Raw genomic sequence first — 19,027 nt, forward strand, 5'->3', positions numbered from 1 at the left:
TTCTATATTAATAACCTCATAGTCCTACCTTTGAAACAAATAACATTAAAATATAAACTAGTAAATCTTGGGTTACGCCTGAAAAATAGATGTATCTGTTTCAACCATCCGATTATCGCTGCTAGAATACCGAGAGATAATCTGCTTAATACTACTCATCTTAAGTGGCTTGCTGATATAGTCATCCATTCCTGAGGCTTTACAGCGATTCTGGATGCCATCCATGACATTCGCAGTCATTGCAATAATAATAGTCTTCTCAGCCGCCGGACCGCCTTCTCGACGGATTTGAGCGGTTGCCTCCAGGCCATCCATTACTGGCATTTGGAGATCCATAAAGATAAAATCATAGGGCTGCTTAAGCGCCATTTGCACAGCCTGTTTCCCGTCCTCAGCCATATCAGCTTCATAGCCGAGCTTATCTAGCATGCTAACCATCAGACGCTGATTGATAGGATGGTCATCTACAACAAGGATTCGGCTTCTGCTCTCCTGATTAAGAAGAAGATGAGGCGATTCCTCTTCTTGATAACCTCCTGTCAAATCTTCTCCAGGTACGGATGCTTGTATCGTAAAAATAAAGGTAGCTCCTTTTTGCTCCATGGATTCTACCCGTATTTCTCCGCCCATCATGCCTACAAGGGATTTACATATGGCTAAACCAAGCCCTGTCCCCCCGTATTTGCGTGTCATTGAAGAATCCAGCTGTGAGAACGGTTGGAACAATCGGTCGCATTTCTCTGGAGAAATACCAATCCCTGTATCCATGATCGTGAACTCGACTTCTACCTTGTTCCCAGATGTTTCTTTGATGGAAGCGACTAAATAGACACCGCCTTGATTCGTAAATTTAACTGCGTTAGCAATCAGATTAATTAATACTTGGCGTAAACGGGCCATATCTCCATATAAAAGTCTAGGCAACTTCTGATCGATAAAATAAGCGAGCTCCAGGTTCTTTTTTCCCGCTTCCACCGAAAAGAGGCTGAACACCTCTTGAATACATGTGCGAAGTTCGAACAGCTGCTCTTCGATTTCCATTTTACCGGATTCCATTTTGGTGAAATCAAGAATATCGTTTATCACCGTAATCAACGTGTCTGCACTTTTCCGAATGATCTCAGAATACTCCTTCTGCTCAGGAGCAAGGTCAGTCTCCATTAATAAATCAATCATACCCACTACGCCATTCATTGGTGTACGAATCTCATGACTCATCATAGCCAGAAATTCCGACTTCGCTTTGGAGGCGATCTCCGCCTCTTCCTTAGCCTTTACGAGTTCACTATTTATGATTTCCAGTTCTTTCGTCTTTTGCTGCAGCAGCATGGTCTGAGTCTGATGCTTCTTGCTCGTAATATACATCTCGACAAAACCTTGTATCTTAGACTTCAGAATTTGTGGAATGAAGGGCTTGACCATATAATCAATAGCCCCTGCAGAATAGCCCGCGAATAAATGCTCCGCTTCCTTACTATTCGCAGAGATAAAGATAATCGGAATTTCCTTTGTTTTTTCTCTGGCTTTAATCAACTTTGCGGTCTCGATCCCATCCATACCTGGCATCTGCACGTCCAGTACGATGACAGCAAAATCATACCTTAACAAACACCGCAGCGCTTCTTCGCCGGAGGTGGCTTTGACTAGCTCATAATGCTGGCTTTCAAGTACCGCCTCCAGCGCCAGCAGATTTTCAGGACGGTCATCTACTAGTAGTATATGAATTGGTTCTTGAAACCCCATAGGACCACCCTCCTTCATGCGTTATTTTATGTTACGGTATATTTTTTCTACTCTGTCCAAAGACTCATAACAATCGCTGTACTTCGTAAAGTGAATGGATTCTTTAGAGCCTAGAACAAGTATTCCAAAACGACTTAAACTTTCATGAAACAAGCCGTGAACATGATCCCGCAGCTCATCATTGAAATAGATCATCACATTGCGGCAGAAAATAACATTAAACTCATTAAAAGAAGTATCTGTAGCCAAGTTATGCTCAGCGAATATAATGTTTTTGCGTAAATATGGCTGTAAAATAACCGAGTTATACTTCGCTGTATAGTATTCAGAGAATGCCCGGGTACCTCCCGCCTCCAAATAATTCTTAGTGTATTGCTTCATTCTGCTAATATCATAGACGCCTTCCTTAGCCTGCTGTAAAGAACGCTCATTCATATCTGTGGCATAAATCCGAGCCTTATCGTAAAGCCCTTCTTCATGAAGCAGGATGGCCATAGAGTATACTTCTTCACCAGTGGAGCATCCAGCATGCCAGATACGAATATAGGGATAAGTCCTCAACAACGGAACTACCTTCTGGCGAAACGTTAAAAATAACCCCGGGTCCCTAAACATTTCGGTAACCGGAATGGAGAGACTATAGACAAATCGTTCAAAACAGGCACGATCATGCAGCACCTTTTCTTGCAGCGCGGATATGCTGTGTACATTCTCCGCATGCACATGATGCCAGATACGTCGCTTCAAAGAAGGCAACGCATAATTCCGGAAATCATATCCATATAAACGGTGTACTCCATCAAGGAGCAGCTCGATCTCAATTTGCTCCAACTCGTCACTTCCTACCATAACGGGCTGCTCCTCATATCCGTGTTCTATCGCTTTCATTGTTATCCCGACTCCCTTATTAACACACCCTAATTCTAGTCATGTTAGTTCTTAAAAAGGTATTACCCCAAATATGAGTTTACGAATACAACCAGACACGCATTAACGAAAGAAGTTGACCTGTTGCGATCGGTTTCTTCATATAATCAGAAGCTCCCGCTTCAATACATTTGGCGCGATCCTCTTTCATTGCTTTGGCGGTAAGCGCAATAATAGGCAGTTTCTGATATTGCGGCATTTCACGGATTCGGCGCATAGCTTCATATCCGTCCATTTCCGGCATCATCATATCCATAAGCACGAGATCAAAATCTTCTTGCTCTACCAGCATTTCCAGCGCTTCACGTCCATTCTCCGCAAACTTCACTTCCATGTGGTATTCTTCCAGTACACTAGAGAGTGCAAAAACATTACGAATATCATCATCGACGAGCAGTATTTTCTTCCCTTCGAATAACTCTTCTTTGTTATGCAGCTTCTGCAAAATTTTACGTTTATCTTCCGGAAGATTGGCTTCTACCCGGTGCAAGAACAACGTTGTCTCATCCAGTAGTCGTTCCGGAGAACGAACATCCTTAATAATTATGGATTCAGCATACTTGCGGAGCTGTGTCTCCTCTTTGCCATCTAAATCCTTACCTGTATAAATAATAATAGGAAGATCATTTAATTCTTCATCATCACGAATCTGATCCAGCAATTCAAAGCCGTTCATATCCCCAAGCATAAGATCCAGAACCATACAATCATATCTCTGCTTGCGCAGCTCCATCAGTGCCTCATTGCCGGTTGATACCGCGGTGATAGCTACATCATCGTGACCGATCAATTCCATAATGGAACGACGTTGAATCTCATCATCTTCAACAATCAGAAGGTACTTCACTGTGCTGGACGTATAGTTCTCAATTTGTGAGAAAGCCCGCTCCAATGCTTCTCTTGAAGATGGTTTTCTAAGATACGCCATAGCTCCCATCATTAATCCTTGCTTCACTTCATCGTTCACTGAGATAACATGAACAGGAATGTGACGGGTCTGAGATGCACTTTTCAGCTCTCTAAGAATGGTCCAGCCGTCCATTACAGGCAGCTGTATATCGAGAATGATCGCATCTGGCAAATAAGTTTTTGCCATCTGCAGTCCTATATCGCCTTGAAGCGCTACTAAACCTTTAAATCTGCGCCCACGAGCCATGTCTAACAAGATTTTCGCAAAGCTTTCATCATCTTCAATAATAAGCAGGACTTTGTCATTCGCCGTCAAATTGTCACGGTCATCCTCAATTGTCAGTTGTGGAAGGGGTACGTTAACTGCTGCTGGCACTAAGGTTGGAAGCATGTCTCCAATATATTCATCATATGTGGAATCCTCTTTGGACACCGCAGCTTCTATTTCTGCACGTTGTTTACTGTAATTTGCCTTCACCGGCAAATATAAAGTGAAGGTACTGCCTTGTCCCTCACGGGATTCGAGCACGATAGCGCCACCCATTATACGAACCAATTCACGGCTGATCGACAATCCCAACCCCGTGCCTCCATATTTACGGCTGGTTGTTCCGTCTACCTGCTGGAAGGCTTCGAATACAATATCTGTTTTGTCAGCCGGAATACCAATGCCACTGTCCTTCACAGCAATAGCAATATATTCATTATCACTCGGCAGATTTAGTGGCAAGAGATTATTATCTGCCGGGCTAACTGAAAACTCGATAAAACCTTCGGTTGTAAATTTAAAGGCATTGGAAAGCAGGTTTCTTAAAACCTGCTTCAACCGGTGACTATCGGCAATTACGCTATCTGGCAGCGGCTCGTTAAAGGCTATCCGTAAGGAGAGTCCTTTTTTGATCGCCTGCGGAGCAAAATTCTGCTTCACAAAGCTTTTCAGCTCAGTCAGTTTAATTTCTTCATGATTCAGTTCCATTTTTCCTGCATCAACCTTGGATAGATCGAGAATTTCATCAATCATTTTAAGCAGGTCAGCACCTGACATATAAATCGTATGGGCAAATTCAACCTGCTTCTCCGTTAAATTACCATCTTTGTTCTCGGTAAGCAGCTGGGACAAGATCAGCAGACTGTTGAGCGGCGTCCGCAATTCATGGGACATGTTCGCCATAAATTCCGATTTATACTTACTAGTCACGGATAATTGCATAGCCTGTTTCTCTAGCTGAACCTTAGCATGCTCAATTTCATCTTTTTTCTCCTCGACCTCCTGCACTTGTTCCTCTAGTGCACGAGTCTTGGCGACGAGTTCCGTATTGTAATGCTCCAGTTCCTCCTGCTGGCGTTGCAGCAGTTCTTCTGAACGCTTAAGCGCGTCCGTCTGCTCTTCCAAGTTCTCATTAGAACGACGCAGTTCTTCTTGCTGAGTCTGCAGCTCCTCTGACTGACATTGCAGTTCTTCCGTAAGTGCTTGTGACTCACGCAGTAATTTCTCTACAATCAGACGACGACTAATATTATTGAAAATAATGCTTAAATTATTCGCAAGTTGTTGCAGCAAATCATTTTTCAGACTGCTAAATGGCTGGAATGAAGCGAATTCTACTACACCGAGCAGCTCGTCTTCAAAAATAAGCGGATGAATGGAAATATATCCTGGCTGTGAATCCACAAAGCCGGATTTCACGGAGATATAATCTTCAGGAGCCCGCTCCAATCTGATTGGGTGCATATCAAGCGCACTTTGTCCTACAAGCCCTTCTCCAATCAAAAAACCTTCCTTTGGTTTCTTATCGTTATCTACTGCATAATAACCACTGCTTCGTAAAAAATCGGGACGATTAGCATCCTTCAAATACACAGCTCCAAACTGGGCTCCGAGCACAGGGGTGAACTCGTTGATAAAGGTCTGTGAGACCTGATCCAATGAGCTAACCCCCCGGAGAAGTTCTGTCACCTGAGCAACATTTGCATTCAGCCAGGATTGATCATTCTGTGCCTGTGCATAAGCCTGTTCCATTTGCTGTTTCTCTTCAAGATCTAACGCCATTTTCTTAAAGACAAGGGCAACCTCACCAATCTCATCTTTCGAAGTAACCTTTATGCGCCTTATGGCCCGAATTCTGCCGTTGCCAAAGCTGGTAATCATCATCGAAACGACATTAAGCCCCCGCGTAATGCTTGGAATGATCCATAGAACAACTCCAAGTCCAAGTAGCAGGCCCACAATCATCATCAAGATGACCATCTGAGTAGAGCTTTGATAGGCATCTTTAGCTTTTGCGCTCTCTTCATTCATAATAAAGGCATTATAATCAGAGAGACTGTTCAGAGCATTTAACACGGCATTCTGAATCGCTTGTCCCTCTGTGTTAGAATACGTGCTGGCATTCTGGAAATAACCAGCTGATAGCAGCTTCAATATTTTTTCCTGATAATTTAGATAGATCGTATAAGAATCATCAATTTGATTAACGATCTGCATCTCTTCAGCGCTAGTCATTGATTCTTTTATTTTGTCGTAGTGCTCATTCGCCTTAGCTATTTTTTTATCAATCTCTTTTTTTTGTGATTCTACCGTTGATGTATCCGCGCTTAACATGGTCGTCGTTAATATGCGCGCCATATCATTCACTTCTCCACGCATACCTGAAGAAGAGCGACCCTTCATATATCTATCCTGGTAACCCTCAAGCTGACCATTCATATAATCCAAACGATCGTATCCAATCATAGTAAGTGCCAGCATAATCGCCAACATCGCACTAAAACCAATTAAGAGTTTAGCCTTTATTTTCATCCTCATTCTGTTCCCTTCTTCAGTGAGATCCACACTATACATTTGTCATCGTCACGCTCTTTAGGAACATCAGCATTGAAAAAAGCAGCCCGTATAGTTTCTTCCTTCCATTCATGCTCAACATTTAAATGCTTAATCATAAACTTCAGCTGCTCTTCCTGTTCACCCTCAACCAGCTCCAGCAGACCATCTGTATAGAGAACCAAATGCCCTTCATCTTCGTAGGTCAAGCTCTGAGGCTGAATATCAATCCGTTCAAACAGGCCTACAGGGTGACAATTACTTTCCAGCAAGACCGGAGTCTTAGCTGCGCCCTCAAAAAATAGCGCAGGTGGATGCCCGGCGTTAACGTAGTCAATACGCTTTATACGAGTGTCGATCACAAGATAAATCGTCGTAAAATAATATTGAATCAGCTTTTTCTCAATATAAAGTTGGTTAAACCTTCGATTGAGTTCCTGAATTACCTTTTCCGGCTCTACATAGGTAGTTACCGTATCCTTTAATACTGACGCAAGGAACATGCAAAAAAGAGAGGACGATATACCGTGTCCCATAATGTCCAGGAGGATTACGCCATATCGGCCATCTCCAAGGGGATACCAGGCATATAAATCACCCGCCAATTCAGAGGAAGGCTGATAGATAGCATGCACCTCGAAATTCTCTTCCTGCAGGGGTAGGCTGAGTACAGCATTCTGCACGAGTGCAGCCAGTCTCAATTCCTCCTGAATCCGCTGATCCCGTTCCTTATGCCAATCTTTCTCACGTTTCAACCGCAGAGCAAGCCGAATCCGGGCCATTAGCTCCACTTTATTAATAGGTTTCGTAACATAATCTACTGCACCTGCATCCAGCGCTTCGGCCAATTTCTTAGAATCGCCTACAGCTGTAACCATTATTATTGGAATATCCTTAAGATGTTCGTATTGCTGCACAACACGACATGCTTCGATCCCATCCATTTCTGGCATCATCATATCCAGTAAAATCAGATCAATATCTGACATCCGGGGACGTCCATCTTCACTCCCCGAACCGATTCCAAGCCGTTCCAGCATCTCTTTGGCAGAGGATGCGGTTACGAAATTTCGGTAATCTTCTTTTTTCAGGATTTCACGGATAATGATAACATTAGTCGGATTGTCATCCACGATTAAGATTCTCATCATCTTCACCTCACACGATTAGTATTACGACCGTAAAATTCTGCAAACCTACTAACTATATCATACGCTATTTCACAGTGTTATTTCTATTTTCATAATATGTAAATATAGTCATAGGATCAATTTACGTATTCAGCAAAGTAACCTCCAGCCCCACTATACCTAGTGGGGCTGGAGGTTACTCTATTCTAAAGACAGCCTATGTTTATTAACCAATTTGCTCAAATATGAAACAGATTAGGAAGAAATACTATCAAATAAATCAATTCCTTCAAATTCACCCGCCAAATTTCGATATATTTTGAGTGCGTTATTCCCTCTCAGGTATACATCCCCATCTTCGGCTATAAAATACGGTTTGCCCAGAGTATCTTGCAGATTATCTGTTAAAGGATCGATTTCTACGCCATCTACATGTAAACCGAACTGCTGTGCTTGCGGAGGTGCAACATGTACATAAAGTACAACACCCTCGCCCACACCCACTGTCACATCTGCGTAATGGTACTCCACTGTCTCTAGCAATGGATCATTTGTCACCGCAAGCGGATTGCCTTTGGTCAGAAGCAGTTCTTCCTTTGTGTTGTATAAAGCGACACCTTGCAGAGAATCAAAGCGATTTATATATGGGCTGGATTCTGAAGCATGTTCAAATGCGAGAACCGACTTAGGTTGTTCAATAAAAGTAGAGATAGGCACCAACTGTGGAGACGCATCAAAGTATGGGAAAAGAAGACCAAATAAAAGGATCATCATGTTCATGTTGTGTCCCACCTTTCTTATCTGCAGCCACCGATTACAGAAGCCTTACTATCTTATGCTTAATGACGAAATTTCTTCCAAAGAGTTGCAGCTACGTCTACACCTTTTAGCACTGTAGCTATTTTTCCCGGTGACTTCTCAGCATAAATGGCATCATAGGAGTTAACAGTACGTTCTTCAGCAGGAGTTAGCGGAGCTTCTTTTATAGAGACTTCCTTACTTTTCTCCTTCAGCTCACGCGATTTACGATATTTCTCGATCACTGTGACTGACACTTGTTTGACTGTTAAGGTTAGCTCATTCATAACATCACCCAGATTCTTGACAGAATCGATGACTGGGTCAATCTTCTGAATCTTATGCTGTACATCGGCAGTGATTTCATTTGCGTGTCTGACCGTCGTTTTCACTTCATAAGTAAGCTCATCCATCGTCTTCTGTACTTCCACCAAGGTTTGGCTGACTTTGTCGAGTGAATCCTTTGCCGACTTTAAGGTTTTAATTAAAAAGAAAACAAGTACTGCGAATGCAATTGCGACGAGTGCTACACTAAGTTCAATGATCATATTCATAACCCCTTCCATATCTCATAAATATCGGCTAATCAGCCTTGTATACTGCATAGTTACCCCTGGTCCCATAAGCCGAAACATCTTGTCGAGCGTTGTCAAGAGTCCCTCTTCCCTTTTGTTTCAAAATCAAAGTCCCCGTTTATACAATGACTACATTAATCAAAAAAGGATAGGTGATATGTAATGTTAAAATGGTCCGCAATACTACTTGTAGTCGCAGTAATCGCCGGAATCTTTGGTTTCTTCAACCTAGTAGCTGCCGCTGCTGGTCTTGCTAAGATCCTGTTCTTCGTCTTCCTGGTTCTGTTTGTAATTTCTCTCTTCACGGGACGCAGAGGTAGATCAATGTAGCCCCTCATTTCAATGGTGTGACTTTCGTATCCCTCCCATATCTATCCATATATCTTATTCATCATGCAGAAAGTATAGGTCATTCCTGCACAGATGTCACTTGAGAAAATAAGAAATGTTGAATGGGTGGTTCATCACGCATCAATTACGTTTACTAGCTTATTAACAAACAGCGCTTTTGGAAAAAAATACATCCAACCCCCACAGGAGGAACCAAACATGAAAAAAATCGCCAGCCTTACAGTAGCCTTAGGACTTATGGCTTCCATTGCAGCTACAGCTTCAGCAGCTGAAGTAACAGGAACTACTACGGCTCCTGCCACCGTAACTGGAAGCACTTACAGCAATTCTTTTGAAACCATTATTACTCCAGCGGATATGAGTCCAGCTACACCGCAAATAGTGCTGACTGAGAAAACACCTTTCTACTTTTCAGTCGGAGGTATAATTCCAGCAGGCTGGCTTGGCGTTCAGACTCTTGATACAACAGGTGAAGTCATTTCGGATACTTGGGGTAATGAATGGAGAGAAATTTACACTTGGCTAGGAAAAGCATGGGTTAAGGTTCCTGTATCAGCCAATGTGATTTTGCCATAATTAATCAATAAGCGAAGAAGGGGTGTCCCAAGAGCCAAGAAAATGGCCGATGGTACTGCCCTTTTTTTATGTGGAGAGTACATATTCTGAACAGATAAACAGGAAGAGCTACCCCTTCAGTAGAGAATTCTACTAAAAGGATAGCCCTCTTGCGCGTACGCCCGCCATCGTTCACCCGTCACAAACATGCGATGCTGTCGCTTCCTGCATTTTCATATATTTAGCGAATGACCGAACCTCCGTAGAGAAAACGATTCATCCAAGAAGCGCTTAATTTATCTACCCTTACCCCGCCTGAAGCTACGGAATAAGTTTGTAGAACTTGTCCATCTCCTAGATACATTGCAACATGCGATATTCTAGCTGTAGATTTGTCGATTCCCTCATAAGCAGAAGCAGAATTCCCCTTATAATCCATAAAGAACATTAAGTCGCCGCGCTTCAAATTGGAAATAGACGTAACCACCGTACTATTCGACTTCACCCAATCTCCCTGTTGACGGGAATCCGCCGGCAGTTTGAGATTGGCTGCATCCATAAAAATTTGCCGGATGAAGTCCGAGCAATCAAAGGTGCTTGTATCATTTCTGCTGGAGCCATACTCATAAGGCGTTCCTAGATATCCCATACCTGCAGCAATCACCCGTTCGATTTGGGCTGAAGCCCCCGGTGTTGTTACAGGTGGATTGGGTGTAGGCGTTGGTGTAGGCGTTGGTGTTGGTGTTACCGTTCCAGATCCCCCACCGTTTCCTGAAAGTGTACTATATTGTTCACTTGAACTTATATATCCGATGCTACCATCCGCCGCTTTAACTTGATACCAGTAACTGTTAGGCTGCGCCAGAACTTCTACTTTTTCTCCCTTATTCAAAAGCTTCATTATTTTCCCGCTTGTTGAAGGTGAAACTCGAAGATTCACACCATACTTAATGGTGCCAGTTTGTGCCGATGGTGTCGTTACTGAAGCAGAGGATACACTGATATATTTATCTCCTGCACTTGTATAACCCACTGAACCATCAGCCGTTTTTACTTGATACCAATAGCTGTTAGGCTGCGAAAGGATCTGCACTTGATCTCCCTTTTGCAAGTACTTCACTATTTCTCCGTCAGTAGAAGGGGTGCTGCGAAGGCGAACACTAGCCTCGATCACACCTGTTTGAACGGCTGAAGCTGCTGTAACTGAATTAGATGAACTTGAGGCTGCCGCTGCTTGTCCAGGAGCAGATACTCCTAAACCTGCAACAATTGCAGCAGATACTAACAAAGATGCTGTAATTTGCTTATGTGATTTGATCATACGTTCCCCCAAATTCCATGATGAGATTTCAATAAAGGATTGTACTACATTATTCCTTTATGCCCTCATTATAGGCTTGCCCGGGATTTGGAACATGCTCCAAATTTCACATATAATCATGCCACTTTATGGTAACACACAGGTCTAAAGTCTCGATTTCTCCTTGAATATGTGTTATTTTTCCTTAATATAGCATTTCGTGATTTATTTTTTAGGTTCCACGTGCACCTGCACATTCATAATATTATGCATTTTGCTCATTCTTTCTTCGATGGAATCACTTATTTCATGACCTTCCGTCACAGAAATATTCGCATCCACTTCCACTACAACATCCACATGCACATGATTACCATGAACCCGTGCCTTCACATCTTTAATCTCTTCTACTCCCGGCGTTCGAGCAATCGTACTGCGTAGATCCATCAATTTATCTTGATCAAAGCCATCGGTAAGCCGATAGGTCGAATCACGAAAAATATCCCAAGCGGTCTTGGAGATAATGAGTCCGACAAGAACAGCTGCTGCGGAATCAATCCATGGCAAACCAAACTGTGCACCCACAATCCCAACTGCGGCTCCAACACTGACCATTGCATCAGAAAAATTATCCTTAGCCGCTGCCATAAGTGCCCCACTGTTAATTTGTTTGGCCAGTCTTTTGTTATATATGTATACCCCCATCATAGCTACTGCACATACAATAGCCACCCCTGCCGACCAGAGCTGCGGCGTTTCTTTTGTACGATCGAAAAAGGAACGCACCGCCTCCACAATCACTTGAAGGCCCACTACCGCCATGATAAAAGAAGCCAACAACGCCGCTACGGTCTCTGCCCGGAAGTGCCCATAAGCGTGGTCAGAGTCAGGTGGCTTCCGCGAAATCCGTAACCCCACCAGTACAGCTATGGATGCTACGATATCTGTTAAATTGTTGACCCCGTCCGCTACGAGTGCGCTAGATGCAAATAAATAACCACAAACCAGCTTGAATGATGATAGGATGAGGTAAGCCGCTATGCTCACCCAAGCTCCTCGTTCACCTTTACGTATATCTTCGTAAATATCAGTCATTCTTGGCTCCCCCTCTTTTCCCCGATTATTTAAAATACGGAAAAGAATTCTTTCAATTATTCTTGCCCTTGTGGCAGCATTTAAAAACAATTAGAATAAAGTGTAAGGACTTGCTTCGAAGGAGGTTATCATAATGAGCGAAAGCAACGATAAAGGAAAAATCAACTTAGCGGAAGCTATCCGTAAAAAACTGGAACAGAAGAAGCAACAATCTTCCTCCAAGCCTGGATCCACATTTCAGGCCGGTTCCGCCAAACCGCTAAAAAGCCAAAATAACAAAAAGCCTAACAACCAACGCCGTCGTACTGGCGGATCTTAGTATTTACTTATACTTAAACATAAACGGCTGCGAATCCCTCGGGGAAACGCAGCCGTTTATACGTTCGTCCTGCCTGATAGGATGGATTAGAACTCTTCAAATTCATAATTGCTTCTCTTTTATGTACGATTAGCCAGCTGAAAACATGCGCTTTGGGAAACCTCAAGGGCTAAAGACTCCTGTCTTGGAAACCCCGCATACACCCCGTAGCATTCTACTTGTTAATAACTTTTCAAAATTGAAATTATAAAGACAGCTACCCTGATCCTAAAAGGATTAGTGTAGCTGCTTCATGGATTCCTTCCGCATAGCGGAAATTAAATATTATACTTCTACAGGATACATGCGCTGGCGCATTTCCTTAATTTCTGGATTCTCCAAATATTCATCGTAGCTCATGGAGCGATCAATTACACCTGTAGGTGTAATCTCGATGATGCGGTTAGCAATGGTTTGGATGAACTGATGGTCATGGGAAGTGAATAGAATCGTGCCATCGAAATCGATCAGCCCGTTATTCAGTGCCGTGATGGATTCCAGATCCAAGTGATTGGTTGGTTCATCGAACACAAGCACGTTCGCGCCGTTGAGCATCATTTTGGCCAGCATACAGCGAACCTTCTCGCCCCCGGACAGCACACTTGCTTTCTTCAGTGCTTCTTCTCCGGCGAACAACATACGGCCCAAGAATCCACGCAGGAAAGTTTCGTCCTGATCTTTAGAATACTGGCGTAGCCATTCTACAAGATTCATTTCCACACCATCGAAATAGCTGGAGTTGTCTTTCGGGAAATACGCTTGAGTTGTAGTTACTCCCCATGTATATTCGCCCGCATCCGCTTCTTGCTCACCCATGATCACATCAAACAGCAGTGATTTAGGCTGGGAGTAAGGGCCTACAAACGCAATCTTATCCCCTTTATTTACTACAAAGCTAATTTCATCAAGAAGCTTTTCACCTTCAACCGCTTTGGACAATCCGCTGACTGTCAGCAATTGTTTACCCGCTTCACGTTCTGGTTTGAAGTTAAGGAACGGATATTTACGGTTGGACGGACGAATGTCGTCCAGTGTAATTTTCTCAAGTTGCTTCTTACGTGATGTCGCTTGTTTAGACTTGGAAGCATTGGCCGAGAAACGCTGGATAAATGCCTGCAATTCCTTGATTTTATCTTCCTTTTTCTTGTTCGAATCACGCTGCAAAGCTTGCGCAAGCTGACTGGACTCATACCAGAAGTCGTAGTTGCCGACGTACATCTGGATTTTGCCAAAATCAATATCCGCAATATGCGTACATACTTTATTCAGGAAGTGACGGTCATGGGATACGACGATAACAGTACCTTCATAGTCCATGAGGAAGTTCTCTAACCAGCCAATAGATTCGAGATCCAAGTGGTTGGTAGGCTCATCTAGCAGCAGGTTATTTGGACGGCCAAACAAGGCTTGCGCCAAGAGTACCCGTACCTTTTCATTGCCGCTCAGTTCGGCCATTTTTTTGTCATGCAGTTCACGCATAATTCCGAGACCAATCAGCATGGCAGCTGCATCTGGCTCAGCATCCCAGCCGTTAAGCTCAGCGAACTCACCTTCAAGCTCCCCTGCACGCAGGCCATCCGCTTCTGTGAAATCGGACTTCGCATAAAGCGCATCCTTTTCTTTCATAATTTCATAAAGACGTGTATGACCCATAATTACGGTCTCAAGTACTGGGAATTCATCATACTCAAAATGGTTCTGTTTGAGTACTGCGAGACGTTCGCCCGGTGTAACATGTACCTCACCGGTATTTGCTTCGATCTCACCAGACAGAATTTTCAGAAAGGTTGATTTACCGGCACCATTGGCACCAATCAAACCGTAGCAGTTACCAGGGGTGAATTTTATGTTTACATCTTCAAAGAGAGCGCGTTTTCCGTAGCGGAGTGTTACGCCGCTTGTGCTAATCATTACGCATTACCATCCTTTTCACTTAGGGTTTCGGCTCATTATAGCATAAATAGAGAGCAAAAAGCCCGTAAAATAGCCTTTTCAGCTGTTCTCTCCAATACTAAAGTTATTCCAGCTGCTGTACAGAGGTCGCCAGTTAGGAGGAATTTTTTCAATTATTGTCCAGTTATGCGATTCTTGGGTTGTATAATAAGCGTTTCGCCATAGCTGAGCGTACGGATTCGTTCTTCAGAAATACCCTGTTTAAGCCGGGCACTTTCCATCCGATCCAGCGCTTCCCGGGCCGTATCATCAGCAAGTCTATAGGTGCCGTAATGCATCGGAATCATGGTCTCCGCTCCAACATCTACAAATGCTTGTATAGCCTCTTCAGGGGTTACATGCTGCGAGGTCATGAACCACTCCGGTTCATAAGCTCCAATCGGCATGAGTGCAACATGAAGCTTATAGCGGCTCCCAATCTCCTTAAAACCCGGAAAATAACCGCTATCTCCTGCGAAATACAGGTTAGGAGGCAGCTTGTCGCTATCCGATTCGATCGGCTGCAGAATGTATCCTCCCCAATGAGAAGTATTCGTGTCCCAAGGCGTTCTCCGCGTCCAGTGCTGAGTCGGCACGAAGGTAAGCTTAATTTTACCTAGCGTATTTTCCTGCCACCATTCCATTTCTATGCAGTTATGAAATCCTTTGCGGAGCATCTTTCGTTTCAAGCCTATAGGAACAACAAGGGTTGTCCCTGCTCTATATAATTTACGGATAGAAGCCATATGCAAGTGGTCATAATGAGAGTGCGAGATCAGAATCAGGTCAATGGGAGGCACTTCGCTGAGCGGAATCCCGGGTTGCCCTAATCTTTTCTCAAAGCCTAGTCTTCTCGCCCAGATTGGATCAGTAATGATATTCATCCCTTCATATTGAAGGAAAAACGTTGAATGCCCAATCCACGTAATGGTGGTCTCCAGGCGATTCTCCGCCAGATAAGCTAACCTCGGCGGCGTACTTGGCACTACATATGAATAATCTTTTTTCTTCCGTCGACGTTCCTCCCGCCACTTACGAAACTCTTTAAGTGTTTTATCGGTACTCACATTGTCGAGGTTATTGTAGCGAAATTTAGCCATAGAGCACCTCATCTTTAGAAGTTTGCAGAGCATGCTTTACTTTAGCGAATATAATACAACTATATTGAACGGCAGAGTATTTTGCAAAATATACAAGTTACTTGGTAATGGTGCGCCCTTTTTCCGCAAAATATCTAAGTACCCTTTTGTGTTTCACGCCAGAAATGAGATAATATGTGTATAAAGTATGGCGGTGCATATACCGTTCAAGGGGGAGCTACGTATGAAGATTACTTTTATTGAACCGACTCCAAGTCCAAATACGATGAAGCTTCATTTGGACGAAAGTCTGGAACCTGGAATTCGCAGAACCTATACACCAGAAAGTGAACGTTCCGCACCGGCCTGGGCACGCGAAATGTTAACGATACCGGGCGTTATTAGCATCTATCACGCTGCTGACTTTGCAGCGCTCGAACGCAAGGGCAATGCGGATTGGGCAGCGATTCTAAGAGAAGTCCAGAACCGCTTCGGCAACAGCGAAGGCTTAAATGACGATTGGAATCTTGCCGATGAGAACGCTGGCGCTCATTTCGGCGAAGCTCAAGTCTTCGTCCAGATGTTCCGCGGAATTCCGCTGCAAATCCGCGTTAAGACCGGCGCGAATGAAGAGCGCATCTCCTTAGCAAACCGCTTCACGAAGGCGGTTATGGATGTGGCTAGCGCCGTGATGATTAAAGAGCGTAAGCTCACTGATTACGGCGTGCGTTATGGCGAGCCCGCGGAGATTGCACGCGAGGTGGAGCAAGAGGTCGAAGCGGCGTATCCGCAGGAACGCCTCGACTCTCTCGTGCAGCAAGCCATTGCGCACGGCGCCGAAGGCGAGTTCGTCGAGCAGAGACGAACCCGCAGTCAGGATGAGCTGCTGCGAGACCTGAAGCATGAGGATTGGCGCGTGCGCTACGCCGCGCTGGAGGATCTTACGCCGACGGCGGAGCTCCTGCCGGAGCTTAAGGCGGCGCTGCACGATCCCAAGCTGCATATTCGCAGGCTTGCGGTCGTGTATCTAGGCGACCTTCGCACGCCTGAAGCGATGGAGCTGCTCTATGAGGCGATGGCAGACAGCGCGCCAGCCGTGAGACGTACGGCAGGCGATACGCTGTCCGACATCGGCGATCCTGCCGCCACGCCAGTGATGACGGCGGCACTGACAGATAAGAGCAAGCTTGTCCGCTGGCGCGCAGCTCGTTTCCTCTATGAGGTGGGCACATCAGATGCCCAAGAAGCGCTGTCAGTTGCGGCGGAAGATCCGGAATTCGAGGTTGGACTTCAGGCCAAAATGGCTTTGGAACGTATCGCTTCCGGTGAAGCAGCGGCGGGTACCGTTTGGCAGCAAATGTCAGAGCGTCGTCGCAGCTAACATTCCCTACCGGATTTTGTCATTGCTTGACTTGCGAACTTGCTTTATACTAATTCCTGTTGTTTATAAATGAATGAAGTAAAGATAGCCTCGTCATACTAAGATGAGGTAGAGGTCGCGGATATAAAGAGTACGCGCGTGGAGACGTTAGAGCCGTCTATGAATCGCGTCGAAAGGAATATCTGCCGAAGTCTGCACTGTCGCTCTTACAGCGGTGCAGGCTGGGGCCGTTGCCGAAAGGCACGGAACTGTCACATTGTATAACCTGCATAGCAGCAGGTCATAATGTGTTGCGCTATCTTCACAGGGAGTATGATGCGGAGCTGTATAGATGGAAACCGCAGATATAGTCTGCGGTTTCTTTGCGTTTACAGAATTTGTATATTTAGTGTTTGTCCATAACCTTATGGAGATCACCAAATACACTCTCCCGCTCTGCGGGAGGAAGCAGCTCAGCACTCCCCGTTCATGAATTGAAAGATTAGATCATAAGGAGTGTCAAATCATGCAGGGCAAGCAGCAAAATCTAGCACAAGGCAACGTAAGTAACCCGCCTGAGCTAAAAAAATCATTTAAAGCAAGGCATTTGACCATGATTGCGCTTGGAGGATCTATTGGTACTGGACTCTTCCTGGCCAGTGGTGGCGCTATCGCTTCAGCCGGACCCGGTGGAGCACTTCTAGCCTATACGGCTGTTGGTGTTATGGTTTATTTCCTCATGACCAGTCTGGGAGAGCTCGCTACCTATTTGCCGGATTCGGGCTCATTCAGCACTTACGGCACGCGTTTCGTCAGCCCCGCTTTTGGGTTCGCCATCGGCTGGAACTTCTGGTATAACTGGGCGGTTACGATTGCAGCAGAATTGTCTGCCGCCACCGTCATTATTAAATATTGGTTCCCGGACAGTCCCTCCTTTCTCTGGAGTCTCGTGTTCCTGCTGCTGATGTTCGGTCTTAATTTCCTATCTGCTCGTGGATACGGAGAATCAGAATATTGGTTTGCCATTATCAAAATTATTACTGTTATCGCCTTCCTTATTGTCGGAGTTTTGATGATTTTCGGAATCATGGGCGGAAAAGCCGTAGGCTTCAGCAATTTCCAGATCGGGGGCAGCTCGTTCCACGGTGGCTTCTTCGCTTTCGTCGGTGTCTTTATGGCTGCGGGATTCTCCTTCCAAGGCACCGAGCTAATCGGTGTTGCAGCAGGTGAGAGTGAGAACCCTCGCCGTAACGTACCTATTGCTATTCGCCAAGTCTTCTGGCGTATATTAATCTTTTATATCCTCGCTATACTAGTAATCGGAATGCTGATTCCTTACACGAATCCAGATCTGCTGCGCGGTGGTATTGATGATATCGGAGTCAGTCCGTTTACGATCGTATTTAATAAAGCAGGACTTGCTATTGCCGCATCCGTCATGAATGCTGTCATTCTCAGCTCCGTATTGTCAGCCGGGAACTCGGGAATGTACGCCTCCACCCGCGTCCTGTACGCTATGGCTAAGGATGGAATGGCTCCACGTGCTCTAGGCAAGCTTAATCGCCGCGGTGTTCCTGTTGGCGCTTTGCTCGTGACCACAGCCGTTGGTATGTTAGCCTTTTTAGCATCATTCTTTGGTGATGGTGCTGTATACAACTGGTTGCTTAATGCTTCCGGTATGTGTGGATTTATTAACTGGCTCGGCATCGCTGTCTGCCATTATCGTTTCAGACGCGCCTTTATAGCTCAAGGTCATTCCCTTGATGAGCTGCCTTACCGGGCTAGATGGTTCCCGTTTGGGCCTATATTTGCCTTAGTACTTTGTACGGTAGCCATCCTTGGCCAGAATATGGGTGCCTTCTCAGGTGGAAACATCGACTGGTACGGTATTGCCGTTTCCTATATCAGCCTGCCATTATTCGTCTTGATTTGGGCCGGCTATCGCTTCTTCCGCAAGAGTAATATTATTCCTTTGGAAAAATGCGATCTTAGTACTCACCCAGAATAAATAGACTCCGCAAAAAAGGGATATCCAGAAGCCTGAAAGGCTGCGGGATATCCCTTTTTATATAAATCAATCTAGTATATTCAACT

Annotated in this window: 15 protein-coding genes and 1 riboswitch; of the genes, 5 read left to right on the plus strand and 10 right to left on the minus strand. The window is 44.7% G+C overall.

Annotation, left to right across the window (positions count from 1 at the left end; genetic code table 11):
• Nucleotides 1–72 precede the first annotated feature (72 nt).
• From MHI32_RS26685 to MHI32_RS26710, 6 genes are all read right to left on the minus strand, one after another.
• Entirely contained in the window at nt 73–1,743 is a 1,671-nt protein-coding gene (locus MHI32_RS26685) for a response regulator (RefSeq protein ID WP_076128677.1), read from the minus strand.
• A 21-nt stretch (nt 1,744–1,764) separates the two neighbouring features.
• Nucleotides 1,765–2,631: a protein-glutamate O-methyltransferase CheR gene (locus MHI32_RS26690; RefSeq protein WP_051491113.1), complete on the minus strand. Its 867-nt coding sequence runs from the start codon at nt 2,629–2,631 to the stop codon at nt 1,765–1,767.
• Between the two features lie 79 nt (nt 2,632–2,710).
• On the minus strand, nt 2,711–6,379 hold the full coding sequence (locus tag MHI32_RS26695) for a response regulator (protein ID WP_340012774.1): 3,669 nt from the start codon (nt 6,377–6,379) through the stop codon (nt 2,711–2,713).
• Between the two features lie 2 nt (nt 6,380–6,381).
• Entirely contained in the window at nt 6,382–7,548 is a 1,167-nt protein-coding gene (locus tag MHI32_RS26700) for a fused response regulator/phosphatase (RefSeq protein ID WP_076128679.1), read from the minus strand.
• 237 nt (nt 7,549–7,785) lie between these two features.
• Nucleotides 7,786–8,310, minus strand: coding sequence for a hypothetical protein (locus tag MHI32_RS26705; RefSeq protein ID WP_340011369.1), 525 nt, complete (start codon nt 8,308–8,310; stop codon nt 7,786–7,788).
• 59 nt (nt 8,311–8,369) lie between these two features.
• On the minus strand, nt 8,370–8,876 hold the full coding sequence (locus MHI32_RS26710) for a DUF948 domain-containing protein (protein WP_036680224.1): 507 nt from the start codon (nt 8,874–8,876) through the stop codon (nt 8,370–8,372).
• 189 nt (nt 8,877–9,065) lie between these two features.
• Between MHI32_RS26710 and MHI32_RS26715 the strand changes: the two genes are divergently transcribed.
• Nucleotides 9,066–9,233, plus strand: coding sequence for a DUF1328 domain-containing protein (locus MHI32_RS26715; RefSeq protein WP_036680225.1), 168 nt, complete (start codon nt 9,066–9,068; stop codon nt 9,231–9,233).
• Between the two features lie 219 nt (nt 9,234–9,452).
• Entirely contained in the window at nt 9,453–9,830 is a 378-nt protein-coding gene (locus MHI32_RS26720; RefSeq protein ID WP_076128684.1) for a hypothetical protein, read from the plus strand.
• 220 nt (nt 9,831–10,050) lie between these two features.
• Here MHI32_RS26720 and MHI32_RS26725 read toward each other — a convergent pair whose 3' ends face one another.
• Nucleotides 10,051–11,130 carry an SH3 domain-containing C40 family peptidase gene (locus tag MHI32_RS26725; protein WP_076185433.1) on the minus strand — a complete coding sequence of 360 codons (1,080 nt, stop codon included), beginning with the start codon at nt 11,128–11,130 and terminating at the stop codon, nt 10,051–10,053.
• 204 nt (nt 11,131–11,334) lie between these two features.
• Nucleotides 11,335–12,204 (minus strand): cation diffusion facilitator family transporter, encoded by an 870-nt coding sequence (locus MHI32_RS26730; RefSeq protein ID WP_076128688.1) that lies wholly within the window; start codon nt 12,202–12,204, stop codon nt 11,335–11,337.
• Between the two features lie 133 nt (nt 12,205–12,337).
• Here MHI32_RS26730 and MHI32_RS26735 point away from each other — a divergent pair, with 133 nt between their 5' ends.
• Entirely contained in the window at nt 12,338–12,523 is a 186-nt protein-coding gene (locus MHI32_RS26735; protein WP_036680230.1) for a hypothetical protein, read from the plus strand.
• A 324-nt stretch (nt 12,524–12,847) separates the two neighbouring features.
• Here MHI32_RS26735 and MHI32_RS26740 read toward each other — a convergent pair whose 3' ends face one another.
• The gene (locus MHI32_RS26740; RefSeq protein WP_036680232.1) at nt 12,848–14,473 is read right to left on the minus strand and encodes an ATP-binding cassette domain-containing protein; all 1,626 of its coding nucleotides are present in this window, start codon (nt 14,471–14,473) and stop codon (nt 12,848–12,850) included.
• A gap of 155 nt (nt 14,474–14,628) precedes the next feature.
• Complete coding sequence (locus tag MHI32_RS26745) at nt 14,629–15,594, minus strand: MBL fold metallo-hydrolase (RefSeq protein ID WP_076128690.1); 966 nt, start codon at nt 15,592–15,594, stop codon at nt 14,629–14,631.
• A gap of 223 nt (nt 15,595–15,817) precedes the next feature.
• Here MHI32_RS26745 and MHI32_RS26750 point away from each other — a divergent pair, with 223 nt between their 5' ends.
• Together MHI32_RS26750 and MHI32_RS26755 are read left to right on the plus strand one after the other, a co-directional pair.
• A complete protein-coding gene (locus MHI32_RS26750) occupies nt 15,818–16,954 on the plus strand; it encodes a virulence factor (protein WP_076128692.1) in 1,137 nt (378 codons plus the stop codon).
• A gap of 101 nt (nt 16,955–17,055) precedes the next feature.
• Nucleotides 17,056–17,260: riboswitch (Lysine riboswitch) on the plus strand.
• 199 nt (nt 17,261–17,459) lie between these two features.
• On the plus strand, nt 17,460–18,941 hold the full coding sequence (locus MHI32_RS26755; protein ID WP_076219968.1) for an amino acid permease: 1,482 nt from the start codon (nt 17,460–17,462) through the stop codon (nt 18,939–18,941).
• Nucleotides 18,942–19,027: the final 86 nt, after the last annotated feature.

The sequence above is a fragment of the Paenibacillus sp. FSL H7-0690 genome (genome assembly GCF_037980415.1).
GTDB classification, from domain to species: Bacteria; Bacillota; Bacilli; order Paenibacillales; family Paenibacillaceae; genus Paenibacillus_AQ; species Paenibacillus_AQ odorifer.

Bases quoted from the DNA above. Each gene is read 5' to 3' on its own strand.
- MHI32_RS26685 (WP_076128677.1), bottom strand. From the start codon at position 1,743: ATGGGGTTTCAAGAACCAATTCATATACTACTAGTAGATGACCGTCCT.
- MHI32_RS26690 (WP_051491113.1), bottom strand. From the start codon at position 2,631: ATGAAAGCGATAGAACACGGATATGAGGAGCAGCCCGTTATGGTAGGA.
- MHI32_RS26695 (WP_340012774.1), bottom strand. From the start codon at position 6,379: ATGAAAATAAAGGCTAAACTCTTAATTGGTTTTAGTGCGATGTTGGCG.
- MHI32_RS26700 (WP_076128679.1), bottom strand. From the start codon at position 7,548: ATGAGAATCTTAATCGTGGATGACAATCCGACTAATGTTATCATTATC.
- MHI32_RS26705 (WP_340011369.1), bottom strand. From the start codon at position 8,310: ATGAACATGATGATCCTTTTATTTGGTCTTCTTTTCCCATACTTTGAT.
- MHI32_RS26710 (WP_036680224.1), bottom strand. From the start codon at position 8,876: ATGATCATTGAACTTAGTGTAGCACTCGTCGCAATTGCATTCGCAGTA.
- MHI32_RS26715 (WP_036680225.1), top strand. From the start codon at position 9,066: ATGTTAAAATGGTCCGCAATACTACTTGTAGTCGCAGTAATCGCCGGA.
- MHI32_RS26720 (WP_076128684.1), top strand. From the start codon at position 9,453: ATGAAAAAAATCGCCAGCCTTACAGTAGCCTTAGGACTTATGGCTTCC.
- MHI32_RS26725 (WP_076185433.1), bottom strand. From the start codon at position 11,130: ATGATCAAATCACATAAGCAAATTACAGCATCTTTGTTAGTATCTGCT.
- MHI32_RS26730 (WP_076128688.1), bottom strand. From the start codon at position 12,204: ATGACTGATATTTACGAAGATATACGTAAAGGTGAACGAGGAGCTTGG.
- MHI32_RS26735 (WP_036680230.1), top strand. From the start codon at position 12,338: ATGAGCGAAAGCAACGATAAAGGAAAAATCAACTTAGCGGAAGCTATC.
- MHI32_RS26740 (WP_036680232.1), bottom strand. From the start codon at position 14,473: ATGATTAGCACAAGCGGCGTAACACTCCGCTACGGAAAACGCGCTCTC.
- MHI32_RS26745 (WP_076128690.1), bottom strand. From the start codon at position 15,594: ATGGCTAAATTTCGCTACAATAACCTCGACAATGTGAGTACCGATAAA.
- MHI32_RS26750 (WP_076128692.1), top strand. From the start codon at position 15,818: ATGAAGATTACTTTTATTGAACCGACTCCAAGTCCAAATACGATGAAG.
- MHI32_RS26755 (WP_076219968.1), top strand. From the start codon at position 17,460: ATGCAGGGCAAGCAGCAAAATCTAGCACAAGGCAACGTAAGTAACCCG.